We start from the raw sequence: 11,651 nt of genomic DNA, 5'->3' as shown, positions 1-11,651 counted from the left end.
TCATATTCATTGACTTCAATACCTGATATCTTTAGAATAAATGAAGCAAGAAGGTAGGAAGGAAGAGGGTAAACAGCGTGCATACACGAACAACAGAACGTCTCTCTCATATTTACAAAAGTATAGGGCTACTAGCAGCCATTTGTGTTCTTCTTATACTCATACTTAGCAGTGTCAGATTCGGCCTCAAAACATACTCCTGGGATCAAATCCTTACATCCTTTGATCCTTCTGACAAACCAACGAATGAATCGATTATTATTCAAACCGTCCGAATACCAAGAGCTTTGATTGCTGCACTAGTTGGCGGCAGTTTAGCCGTTGCTGGTGCACTTATGCAAGCAATGACTCGAAATCCACTGGCTTCGCCGAGTATTTTCGGGATTAATTCTGGGGCTGCTTTTGCTATTGTTGTAGCTGTTAGCTTTTTCAACATATCCAGCCTAACGCAATTTACATGGATTGCTTTTATGGGAGCTGCCGTGAGCGCTTCATTGGTTTATGGGCTTGGATCGCTAGGTCGCGACGGCTTAACGCCGATGAAGATCACACTCGCGGGCGCTGCGATGACGGCTTTTTTCGCTTCACTCACACAGGGAATATTATTAGGTAATGGCAAAGCCTTCGAGCAAGTACTCTATTGGCTTGTAGGTTCTGTCGAAGGGCGTACGATGGCTATGCTGCAATCCGTGTACCCTTATATGCTGCTCGCTTGGATCGGAGCGATCCTGCTATCCCCCCATATCAATGTCTTGTCCATGGGTGATGATATTGCCAAAGGATTAGGACAACAAACGGTGTACATTAAACTTATTACTGCACTCATGATTATTATTCTTGCTGGTGGATCTGTAGCCGTTGCGGGCCCGATTGTGTTCGTCGGCCTAATGATCCCTCATATTGTTCGCTTTCTTATCGGGATTGACTATCGTTGGGTTATTCCCTATTGCGCTGTACTAGGCGGTATTTTATTGGTAAGCGCTGATATAGGGGCTCGCTTCATTATTATGCCGAAAGAAGTCCATGTCGGTGTTATGACGGCTATTCTTGGTGTTCCTTTCTTCATTTACATCGCACGCAAAGGGGGACTCTTGAGATGAGTACTTCTAAGCGAGATATTATGATTCGAAGCAAAAGTTACTCTTTTTTAATAAGCAAAAAAGCCATTATCGTTACGCTATCTCTATTACTTGCCCTCATCCTCATGATGATTATAAGCACAGGTGTCGGCAGTATTACGATCAAACCTTTGAATGTCATAAAGGCCGTATTCGGCTATGGATCGGATTCAAGTACGATGATCGTTCGAACATTACGTTTACCTCGTGTTATTGTAGCTGTTCTAATCGGCGCATCTTTAGGTGTAGCCGGCGCTATTCTACAAGGGATCGTGCGCAACCCGCTCACATCACCAGACACGATTGGAACAACAGGCGGTGCAACACTAGGCGCTGTATCTTTCTTCTTCTTTTTCTCAGATAAACTCAGTATTCATTGGCTGCCTGTAGCAGCTATACTAGGGGCATTCCTTGCAACGTTGCTGGTGTACCTCTTTTCTTGGAGAAATGGCATTACACCGTTGCGTCTCGTCCTCATTGGGACAGGGCTCACAGCTGCAATGAGCGCAGTATCCTATCTCATGATGCTTACCGGTCCTATCGTACTCGCCCAACAATCACTAACTTTTATGACTGGCAGTATCTATGGCGTATCTTGGGCCAAAGCTGTTTACCCCTTACTCCCTTGGGTGGCTGTGCTGATACCTGTTATTTTCTTCTATGCGCGGCACATTACCATCCAGTCACTTGGAGAGGATATTGCCCAAAGTGTTGGAAGCCATGTACAGCGTCAGCGGTTTCTGTTAATTATGCTTAGTGTTGCCTTGGCTGGTGCTGCTGTCGCTTTTGGCGGTGCGATAAGCTTCATTGGGCTTATGGCCCCGCACATTTCACGTAAACTTGTCGGTCCTAGCTTCGGCTCCTTGATTCCTGTCTCTGCACTCACTGGCTCTCTACTATTGCTGCTTGCAGACTTATGTGGTCGTTTCCTGTTCAAACCGCTCGATATCCCAGCAGGTGTATTCACGGCAGCCATTGGTGCACCTATTTTCATCTACGTCCTATATCGCAGTAGGAATCGCGGATAACCCTATGTCTACGAAAAAGGAGAACTAACTTATGACAACCTCAGACCAAGCACTTGAAGCCCAATCGCTTCAATTGACATATGGAGATACAACGATTTTCCAAAGTTTACATGTGCAAATCCCTAAGGGCAAAATTACCGTCTTTATCGGCAGTAACGGCTGCGGAAAATCCACACTGCTGCGCTCACTTGCTCGGCTTATGAAACCAACCTCAGGCAGCATTCTATTGGACGGTCATGAGATCGCGAAGCTCTCGACCAAAGAGATCGCAAGGCGAATGGCGATATTGCCCCAAGGCCCTACAGCTCCAGAAGGACTCACGGTCAGACAACTCGTCAAACAAGGGCGCTATCCTTATCAAAGTTGGCTGCAGCAATGGAGTCAAGAAGATGAAAACAAGGTCATGAAGGCACTCGAACTTACCGATATGCTAGAGGTTGCTGATCGCACTGTAGATTCACTCTCTGGCGGACAACGCCAGCGCGCATGGATCGCGATGACTTTAGCGCAAGACACACCTACATTACTCCTAGATGAACCAACCACCTATCTCGATCTTACCCATCAGATTGAAGTGTTGGACTTATTATTCGATCTGAACGAGCGAGAACAGCGCACAATTGTCATGGTTCTACATGACATTAATCTAGCTTGTCGTTACGCGCACCACATTGTTAGCATCAAGAAAGGTTCTATTTATGCGGAAGGAAAGCCAGAGGACATTGTCAATACACCTTTGTTACGTGAGGTGTTTGATTTGGATTGTCAGGTAACAACCGACCCGATCTTCGGGACACCGATGTGCATTCCGTATGGCAAAGGCCGCATAGTATTAGCGAAAGAACCCCAATCACAATTGTGATCGGGGTTCTTTCAATAGGATTAGGTATGAGTGCTAAATCGTACGTGCATATGTAGCCATATTATAATTACTTTCGAACATAACACTTATGGAAATAACATTCTTTCTTATCGTAAAGTCGAACATGATTTCTCCATGTGTCCAGCTCTTCTTGCGCTTGAGTGATTCGATCGCCATTTGACGAAAAGTTTGAAATTGCAATTCAGTCAACCCCGCGTTAGCAACTGCAGGCAATACACCCTCTGAGCTTTCAAATGGCAAATGTTTAATGCCAAATTTGCCAATATCATTGTTGCGAATATGTACAAAAACTGTGCCTGAATTCACATGAGAAAGCTCATCTTTAATCTTACGAAATACCACATCAATTTGTCTCGCGAGTGTCAACTGTTCCAATTTTGTATTACTCCTCCTTAAATTATGTTTATTTACTAATTATGTTAAATTCGTGACTGTAGACCTATTATACCTAGACAATTTACATAATTCAACAGTTTATTTCCAATATTTGAATAATTCACTAAATTCTTTGTATTCAACTTATATGATTTCCAAAATTCTTGTAAATACCGAACGATTGTTGTCGAATAACTGTAGAATGTTTCCATGTTCAGTGATATAATTTTCAAATACACCTATTATTTTTCTCCATAAGTAAACAAATTTTGCAGAGGGGTCGATCGGATTGGAACAAATCTCATCGTTATCGTTTAGAAAGAAACTACAACTTGGTTGTTTTGCACTAATTGGTTTAAACTCGCTTTTCATGTTAATTGTAACTTTCGCCTCAGACTGGAACCGCTTACTTGGCATTATTTTCCTGGTTATTATCCTAGCTGGAAGCTTCCCTTTCATCCGTTGGTTTGAAGGACAACTTACTGAACCTATCGATGGTATCTCCCGGATTGCCCTTAACATTTCCAAAGGGGACTTTTCTCAAAAGGTGGAAATCACGTCTGACGATTCACTCGGTCAACTAGGCCAATCCTTCAATAAAATGATTGATAAACTCCGCGATATTTTACGCGATACAGGATCTATTTCGAAGCAAGTTTTCCAGACAAGCCGTGATATCTATGTAAAGAATGAAAGCTTCCGTAACGTTCTTGAGCAAGTGAGTATTTCGGCCCATGAGTTGGCTGCTGGTGCAGGACAAATCTCCGAGGAGATTTCTGGCGTATCGATCACTTCCAAAGATATTGAAGTAAAAATCGTGAATTATGCCGGATCGGCTAAAGAAATGAAAAACCGTTCCGATCTGATGATGACCCTCGTTGAAAAAGGACGCACGTCGGTTGAAAGTCAAGGCGTCGGTATGAAACGAAATGTAGAAGTAACGAGACAAGTATCTGATACAATTGATATGCTCGCTCGCCAAGCCGCAGGAATTAATAGCGTTACACGTTCCATTTCCGAAATTGCTGAGCAAACGAATCTATTGTCACTTAACGCATCCATTGAAGCCGCAAGAGCTGGTGAACACGGCCGAGGCTTCGCTGTCGTAGCGCAAGAAGTACGTAAGCTTGCTGAAGAATCAACTTCCTTAACACGTGAAGTGTTCGGCTTCGTAAAGAGCATTGAGCAAGGCATTCAAGATGCGATTCGCAGCATTCAAGTCAATGAAGATGTCGTTAAGAAACAAACGGTCTTAATCGATCAAACTGAAATTGTATTTGCTGAGATTGTTGGCAGCGTTGGCTTCATTTCAGAGGAAATTACAAGGTTCGCTGAAGAGAGTGAAAGTATGCTTCAAAGCTCCGGACAAATCGCTGCAGCGATGGAAAATATTTCAGCTATCACAGAAGAGTCTGCGGCTGGTACACAAGAAGTGTCGGCTTCCATGAATGAGCAAATTTCAACCGTACAAGGCATCGTAACACAAGCGGAAGAAATGACGCGGGTTGTGACTCAGTTGCAGCAAACGATTCAAATATTTAAGCTGTAAATTTTGAAGTGGAATTGAAAAAGGACCGTCAGGATGTTCATCCTGACGGTCCTTTTTTTGCTTGTCTGCATATAGCATTACCTATATTCAAACCCGGAATGTCTTTGTAGGCGCCGAATTCTATCGAGATAGTCGAATTTTTCGACTATCTCCCCCCTCGGACGACGTTTTCATCGAGATAGTCGAATCTTTCGACTATCTCACCCCGCGTGTACGCCGTTTTCATCGAGATAGTCGAATYTTTCGACTATCTCCCCCCGCGGACGCCGTTTTCTATCGAGATAGTCGAATCTTTCGACTATCTCGCCCCCGTGGACGCCGTTTTCATCGAGATAGTCGAATTTTTCGACTATCTCCCCCCGCGGACCCCCACGTGCTGCCCACTCAGTCCCTCATCCTACACACGTACCTTCGATTCGGTTAGCTCCATGAACTCCTTTACGTCTTGCGCTGCCATGTCGACAGCACTTTGCCAGAAATCTGGCTCCGTGAGATCCACACCTAAATGTTTCTGCGCCAGCTCTTCAACATTCATGCTTCCTGTATCTCGAAGCAAAGAAATATACTTGTCTTCGAAGGTTGCACCTTCCTGCACAGCTCTTGCATAAATACCGGCACTGAACATGTACCCGAACGTATAAGGGAAATTGTAGAATGGAACATCTGTTGCATAGAAGTGCAGCTTCGCTGCCCAGAAATGCGGATGGTAGCTGCTCAAAGCATCCTTGTAGGCAAGCTTTTGCGCATCAACCATGAGTTCATTAAGGCGCTCCACACTAACTAAGCCTTGACTGCGTTCCCCATAGAAGTTCGTCTCAAAAATAAACCGCGCATGAATGTTCATGAAGAACGCGATTGCTCTTTGAATTTTATCCTCGAGCAGCACAATGCGCTCTTCATCTGTTGAAGCCTGCTTCACGACAGCGTCAGCGACGATCATCTCAGCAAACGTAGAGGCCGTTTCCGCCACGTTCATCGCATACTCCTGCGCGAGTGCCGGCATATCCGTCATCACATGCTGGTGGTAGCCATGGCCCAACTCATGAGCAAGCGTAGAGACGTTATTCAGCGTCCCACCATACGTCATGAAGATACGTGTCTCACCTGCTAGCGGGAATGAGGTACAGAAGCCGCCAGGGCGCTTACCAGGGCGATCCTCTGCTTCAATCCAGCGCTTCTGGAAAGCTTCCTCCGAGAACGCAGCAAGCTTCGGACTAAACCGCTTGAACTGGTCAATGATGAGACTAGCACCCTCGTCGTAGGAAATCTTCTTGGAGGAATCGCCAAGCGGCGCATCCACGTCAACCCATGCAAGCTTGTCAACGCCAAGCAGTTTCGCTTTCCGATTTAGATATTCCACAAAAAGTCCCTTATTGCGGTCAATGACGTCCCACATCACGTTCAAGGTTTTTTCTTCCATACGGTTAATGGCAAGTGGTTCTTTATGTATACTTTTCCAGCCTCTAGCCTTGTACACTTGAAGACGGAAGCCAGCCAAGTGATTTAAGGCTTCTGCACAGTATTCTTCTTTATCCGTCCATGCTTGTTCCCATTTATCAAAGAGGTCTAGACGTTCTTCACGATTCTCGGTATGCAGCTTATTGAAAGCTTGGCCTGCGGATAATTCAATGGGCTTACCGTCAACTTCCACAGCCATGCTAAATTGACCTACGGTCGAATTATACAAATCGCTCCACCCATGATAGCCATCAACGGCCAAATCATTAATTAGTGCCTCTTGCGCCGGTGGCAGCTTTTCATTCGCAAGCGAACGACGTTCATTCAATGAAAAGGCGATAGCTTGAAACGGCTCTTGTTGAAGCACCGCTGCCCAAACCTGATCAGGGACACCTGTTAGAATCTGATCAAAATGAGTAAGTGAAGATAAATGCTCAGCATATAAACTTTTGACTTGTCCACTTAATACAGGCGCTTTCTTATCCTTCTGATTGTCAGCTTGCAAACAACCGACGAAGGAGTCTGCCTCGTGAATATGCATCACATTATGCTGAAGCAATTCAATCAACTGTGCTAGCGCTGAGGCATCCTCTACGCTTTGCGGAGGAGCTGTACGTCGAACTTGCTCTTGAAAAGATGCAATGGACTCCTGAAGCTTCTTCAGGTGTGCAGCGAATGCAGGAGAATCACTTCCTCCAGGGAAAAATGTTTCAAGATTCCATGTTTGATTAAGAGGTAATGTTAACAATGCGATCACCTTTCCTTTCCACTTTTAATTAAATCATATCCAGTAGCCATTCGCCAACTATCCGCATCTTCCTCATTGCTTCTCTTCACAAAGTATGATTCAATTATATATAGTTCCTTCGGACTAAATCGGAACAGGATGGGTGATTTCTCAATAATGAAACCGTTACAAATTTCTCCTGAAACCGCTGTTAAGTTAGCTGAGCAGCTTAAAGTACCTTTAGAACATCTCATGCATATGCCACAACATATTCTTCTTCAGAAATTAGCAGAGCTCGCGAAAAGCACATCGTCCGACACGAGCGAACCGGAATCGAAGTAGCCCTTTGATCCCTTTTGCTAACACCTGGCCTTACGACATCATCATGAAGGACATTTATGTGGCCCAATGTCCATTCTGTCTAAGCTCAAATGTCTTGCTGCCGCTCAAAATTCATGAGCTCGATTCCATCCACGAAGGTAAGAAGAAACTGCTTGTCTTCCCTTGTTGTCATAACAAGTTAACACTTGTGGATACAGATCGAGATTATTTACTAGCGGACACCGCGGTACGAAATAAACATAATTCGTAGTTCATTGCAAGGAGCAAACGACCCTTTATGAATGAGTACCTCATTCCTTTGACAAGCGCATGTACATTAGTGACCTTAAATTATTTAGCCTTGAAAGTTCATAGCAAGATGTTAATTGTTTCGCACGAAAATCTATTTGCATCATTGCTTACAGGGTTAGCCAGCATCATCATGATGCTGGTTCCGCTTCCAGAGACATTCGGCTTAATCGATCTTCGCTCGTTACCTATCATCATGGCCGGATTGCGATATGGATTACCTGTTGCCCTCTTCGCGACCATATTGCCTGCTGGTTCAAGTCTTATCTCTCAAGAAAATCAAGCCTGGTTCATCATCGCACAAGACCTCATTGCCCCAGCCTTCATTAGCTCCTTTTTCCATAACAAAGAATACCGGAATGGCTTTTTGGACATACCTATTCGCCTTGCCCTACAAATATGTGGATTCGTATTCATTATGCGTTTACTTACCCACAGCTTCCTAGAACGCGGCTTATCTTGGTCATATACCCTTGATCAATTGTTCATGTTTGCCATTACATCCGCCACCCTGTTCATGATCATCATTATGGTGAATGACGAGAACAACAATTGGCGCCTCCAACGCAAGCTCGAAATGCAAGCGAACCAAGATGGTTTAACCAAGTTGCCTAACTTAAGAAGTTTTATGCCCATCGCGCAAAGTACCCTACATAAGCGTAACGTATCCATCATGATGATTGATCTCGATAATTTCAAACTATATAACGATCGATTCGGACATTTAGAAGGCGATCAATTACTCCAAGAAGTAAGCTCTGTTCTACGCCATTTGATTCATGAGCAAGATTACCTCGCGAGGTACGGGGGAGAAGAGTTTATTCTTCTCTGTACAGAAACAGATCCTGAGCGTGTCCTTAGCTATGGCCAAACCTTATGTACCTCCATAGCGGAATTATTTCTCTACAAAAAGAACGGCATGGAAGCGGCCCCCATCTCTATTTCCATCGGGATCTCAACAGCAGACTCTTCTCACATGGATCTCAAAACACTGATTGCGGAAGCCGATCACGCCCTTTACCAATCCAAGCATACCGGCAAAAACCGTCCCACACTATTCAAACATTCACAAGGAATCGTACAAAAAATGAACGCTTAACCATCCGGTTGGATACCGTACCCTGGCTAAGCGTTCATTTTATTTTCTTACCGATCTATTCTGCCTTTAGGTAGCTTGTTTCATCTCATCCGGCAATTCTAGACGCATAGCGAGCATATCTTCACGCGTTGTCACCCATTGTTCGCGACTAGCCCTAATCATCCCGGCGTCCATAATCTTACGATCGTTAATGATCCGTGAAAACCATTTAACAGCATCTGAAAAACGTTTCAATCTCCGGTTCAGCTCACCCATAAGATACATGAGCTTCGCATTATTCAAATCCATGCCTTCAGTTTCAAAAACATTCACATACGCATCTAATGCAAATGAGAGGAAACGTTCTTCTTGCTCCCGGTCGCCTTTGATTCGGTAAAGCCAAGCCAAATGATGCAATAGTCCAGCCACCAGACGTGACTTCTCGTTTTTGATTTGAGCACTCAGAAGCGCTAGCTTAAAGCAATGAAGGGAATCTTCCCACGTTCTCTCCTTGCAATAATCGCGTAACGACCAGTTCTTAGCCACTTTTTCATGGAACAAATCTCGTTCCGCAGATGTCCATTTATCCGAGAAGTTCTCCGTATGTGCATACCCACAAAAAGGACAGATTCGTACAACGTAGAAATCAGGATTAATATCTTTGTAGTGAATACAAAAATCTGAATCTGATTTACTAGCCTTCTTGAAGCTTGGTCGAACCTTCTTCGACTTAAACGTATTGGTACAGTAGGTGCATGTCACTGATATCTCATACAAGGGTTCGACCACTTAGAATCCCGCCTTTTCCCAAAATTATAGTGTATAGGAAGAACGAACTAGTCTTCCTCAGGTGTGTTGATGAAATGGTAGGCAGATCCTTTAAGCCGTTCTATGAGAAAAACCTTTAAATCATCCGGCATGCCTATGTCAATCATTGCTTCTGTCATACAAGCTAACCATGCATCCGCATGCTCTCTTGTAATCGGAAAAGGCATATGCCTAGCTCGCATCATCGGATGACCATGGCGATCGGAGTACAAGGTTGGCCCACCGAAAAATTGGGTCAGAAACAACGTCTGTTTCTCAATAACTGGGGCTATATTAGCTGGGAAAAGCGGCGAAAGTAACGGGTGCTGTTGTACTTTCGGATAGAAGGCCTCAACCAACCGACTTACCGTCTCCGCCCCTCCCATTAACTCAAATATGGTTCTGTTTTTGCTCTCTGACATACCAAGGAACCTCGCATTTCGTATTCAATAGTTCTCTAAATCCTCGTCCCCTGCGTGCATGAGCGTTTCTCGAATGACAAACACGAACATACAGACAACCAATCCGGCAATGACACCTGTCATTTGAATCACTCCCGATGCATAGGATTAAGTTTTACTAGTTCTATTTTACCATAAAAACAAGGACTGAACAGTCCCATAAAGCAAATAAACGACTACATAGACCTACTTGTACATAGGCCTTCAACTAGACAGCCTACATTTTCAAGAAACTTGAAGACGGTATGTATGTCCAAGCTTATTCATATAGTTGAATAAGAGGAGGTATCTACCCGTTATGCCGAAACAAAACTTCACCCCTGCCTTACTTATGTCATTCGTTATCATAGCCATCATTGTATGCCTGGTCCTGTTCCCGCATGACGGGTTTCAAGCCGCATTACGCGGCGTTTCCATTTGGTGGGATGTCCTCTTCCCAGCCCTATTCCCATTCTTCGTTATCTCCGAAATTATGCTTGGCTTCGGGATCGTTCATTTCTTCGGCACACTGCTTGACCCGATGATGCGTCCCGTCTTCCGTATTCCTGGGATTGGCGGATTCGTGATGGCAATGGGGTTTGCTGCTGGCTATCCTGTCGGTGCCAAGCTAACGGCGCAGCTCTGGGAACAGAAGCTGGTCAACCGGGAAGAAGGTGAACGGCTTGTTGCCTTCACAACAAGTTCGGACCCCATATTTCTGATCGGAGCTGTTGCGATCGGATTTTTCCATGACGCGTCATTAGCTTTTATTTTAGCCATCGCCCATTATGGAGGTTCTTTCATTATTGGTCTCGTCATGCGGTTTCATGGCAGGAAGGCGATACCCACACCTCAACCAGTAAAGGAGAGAGGTCCCGTATGGAAGCAAGCCTTTGAGACCATGCACAACGCGAGATTACAAGATGGAAGACCCCTAGGGACATTGTTAAGCCAATCTATTTTGCAATCTCTGCGTTTAATGTTCGTTGTAGGAGGCCTTGTTGTCTTCTTCTCGGTCGTTCTTGAGGTTCTCACATCTGCTCAGGTGATGAATGTGTTCTACATGCTGATTACGTCCCTCTTAACCATCACAGGCTTACCGCATGAGCTCTCTCAAGCCATCATGAATGGATTGTTCGAAGTGACACTCGGCGCGAAAGCTGCAGGCAGTGCCCCGGCTGCGATTGCTCTTTCCAGTAAAGTCGCGATAGGCGCCTTCATCCTCTCCTGGGCCGGCATGTCTGTTCATGCCCAAATTGTCAGCTTGTTAAGCCACACGAACATGCGCTATCTCCCTTTCCTTTTTGCCCGCCTCCTTCATGGCATTCTATCTTCTGCTATTGTTCTCCTGATTTGGGAGCCTATGCAACGATTTCAAAGTCCTCAGGCCGTATTCTTGCCGCACTATGAGGCGAATTCACCCGTATTGAGCTATCTAAAACTTATTTTCCCGATAAGTGCGATGGTCTTTGTTGGTGCTTTTGCTGTCATCATGAGTCTCTTCCTCGCATATTCCTTACTTAGACTGGTGTATGAAAAGGTTGGTGGAACAAGATAA

Annotated in this window: 12 protein-coding genes; 8 read left to right on the top strand and 4 right to left on the bottom strand. The window is 44.7% G+C overall.

The features are described 5' to 3' along the window. Positions 1 to 77 precede the first annotated feature (77 nt). The 3 genes from ASG89_RS02590 to ASG89_RS02580 are packed head-to-tail and all read left to right on the top strand — an operon-like array spanning position 78 to position 3,008. The gene (locus ASG89_RS02590) at positions 78 to 1,100 is read left to right on the top strand and encodes a FecCD family ABC transporter permease (protein WP_057308735.1); all 1,023 of its coding nucleotides are present in this window, start codon (positions 78 to 80) and stop codon (positions 1,098 to 1,100) included. Next, on the top strand, positions 1,097 to 2,146 hold the full coding sequence (locus ASG89_RS02585; RefSeq protein WP_057308734.1) for a FecCD family ABC transporter permease: 1,050 nt from the start codon (positions 1,097 to 1,099) through the stop codon (positions 2,144 to 2,146). The genes ASG89_RS02590 and ASG89_RS02585 overlap by 4 nt, the downstream gene beginning before the upstream one ends. A 31-nt stretch (positions 2,147 to 2,177) precedes the next feature. Beyond that, entirely contained in the window at positions 2,178 to 3,008 is an 831-nt protein-coding gene (locus ASG89_RS02580; RefSeq protein WP_057308733.1) for an ABC transporter ATP-binding protein, read from the top strand. A 33-nt stretch (positions 3,009 to 3,041) separates the two neighbouring features. Here ASG89_RS02580 and ASG89_RS02575 read toward each other — a convergent pair whose 3' ends face one another. Then, positions 3,042 to 3,404, bottom strand: a complete 363-nt coding sequence (locus ASG89_RS02575) for a hypothetical protein (RefSeq protein ID WP_057308732.1) — start codon at positions 3,402 to 3,404, stop codon at positions 3,042 to 3,044. 370 nt (positions 3,405 to 3,774) lie between these two features. On the opposite strand from ASG89_RS02575, the gene ASG89_RS02570 reads away from it, so the two are divergent. Next, entirely contained in the window at positions 3,775 to 4,953 is a 1,179-nt protein-coding gene (locus ASG89_RS02570) for a methyl-accepting chemotaxis protein (RefSeq protein ID WP_321166466.1), read from the top strand. A gap of 397 nt (positions 4,954 to 5,350) precedes the next feature. On the opposite strand, the gene ASG89_RS02565 is transcribed toward ASG89_RS02570, so the two are convergent. Then, positions 5,351 to 7,159 (bottom strand): M3 family oligoendopeptidase, encoded by a 1,809-nt coding sequence (locus tag ASG89_RS02565; protein ID WP_057308807.1) that lies wholly within the window; start codon positions 7,157 to 7,159, stop codon positions 5,351 to 5,353. Between the two features lie 156 nt (positions 7,160 to 7,315). On the opposite strand from ASG89_RS02565, the gene ASG89_RS35350 reads away from it, so the two are divergent. Genes ASG89_RS35350 through ASG89_RS02560 form a run of 3 tightly spaced genes read left to right on the top strand, consistent with a single transcriptional unit; the run spans position 7,316 to position 8,867 of the window. Beyond that, on the top strand, positions 7,316 to 7,480 hold the full coding sequence (locus ASG89_RS35350; protein ID WP_082592644.1) for a YycC family protein: 165 nt from the start codon (positions 7,316 to 7,318) through the stop codon (positions 7,478 to 7,480). Between the two features lie 4 nt (positions 7,481 to 7,484). Continuing rightward, positions 7,485 to 7,730, top strand: a complete 246-nt coding sequence (locus tag ASG89_RS37405; RefSeq protein ID WP_082592641.1) for a hypothetical protein — start codon at positions 7,485 to 7,487, stop codon at positions 7,728 to 7,730. Between the two features lie 27 nt (positions 7,731 to 7,757). Then, on the top strand, positions 7,758 to 8,867 hold the full coding sequence (locus tag ASG89_RS02560) for a diguanylate cyclase (protein WP_057308730.1): 1,110 nt from the start codon (positions 7,758 to 7,760) through the stop codon (positions 8,865 to 8,867). 66 nt (positions 8,868 to 8,933) lie between these two features. Here the strand turns inward: ASG89_RS02560 and ASG89_RS02555 are convergent, their stop codons facing one another. Both ASG89_RS02555 and ASG89_RS02550 read right to left on the bottom strand, forming a co-directional pair. Next, positions 8,934 to 9,635 (bottom strand): DUF2225 domain-containing protein, encoded by a 702-nt coding sequence (locus ASG89_RS02555; RefSeq protein ID WP_057308729.1) that lies wholly within the window; start codon positions 9,633 to 9,635, stop codon positions 8,934 to 8,936. A gap of 47 nt (positions 9,636 to 9,682) precedes the next feature. Beyond that, entirely contained in the window at positions 9,683 to 10,075 is a 393-nt protein-coding gene (locus ASG89_RS02550) for a globin (RefSeq protein ID WP_057308728.1), read from the bottom strand. Between the two features lie 337 nt (positions 10,076 to 10,412). Between ASG89_RS02550 and ylbJ the strand changes: the two genes are divergently transcribed. Continuing rightward, positions 10,413 to 11,651: a sporulation integral membrane protein YlbJ gene (gene ylbJ, locus ASG89_RS02545; RefSeq protein WP_057308727.1), complete on the top strand. Its 1,239-nt coding sequence runs from the start codon at positions 10,413 to 10,415 to the stop codon at positions 11,649 to 11,651.

Origin of the sequence: Paenibacillus sp. Soil766 (assembly GCF_001428105.1) — a bacterium.
In the GTDB taxonomy this organism is placed as follows: Bacteria; Bacillota; Bacilli; order Paenibacillales; family NBRC-103111; genus Paenibacillus_E.
The sequence above is the reverse complement of the archived record's forward strand: the minus strand, read 5'-3'. Positions and strand labels throughout refer to the sequence as shown.

Coding starts and splice junctions, on each gene's coding strand:
- ASG89_RS02585 (WP_057308734.1), top strand. CDS start 1,097: ATGAGTACTTCTAAGCGAGATATTATGATTCGAAGCAAAAGTTACTCT.
- ASG89_RS02580 (WP_057308733.1), top strand. CDS start 2,178: ATGACAACCTCAGACCAAGCACTTGAAGCCCAATCGCTTCAATTGACA.
- ASG89_RS02570 (WP_321166466.1), top strand. CDS start 3,775: ATGTTAATTGTAACTTTCGCCTCAGACTGGAACCGCTTACTTGGCATT.
- ASG89_RS35350 (WP_082592644.1), top strand. CDS start 7,316: ATGAAACCGTTACAAATTTCTCCTGAAACCGCTGTTAAGTTAGCTGAG.
- ASG89_RS02560 (WP_057308730.1), top strand. CDS start 7,758: ATGAATGAGTACCTCATTCCTTTGACAAGCGCATGTACATTAGTGACC.
- ASG89_RS02550 (WP_057308728.1), bottom strand. CDS start 10,075: ATGTCAGAGAGCAAAAACAGAACCATATTTGAGTTAATGGGAGGGGCG.
- ylbJ (WP_057308727.1), top strand. CDS start 10,413: ATGCCGAAACAAAACTTCACCCCTGCCTTACTTATGTCATTCGTTATC.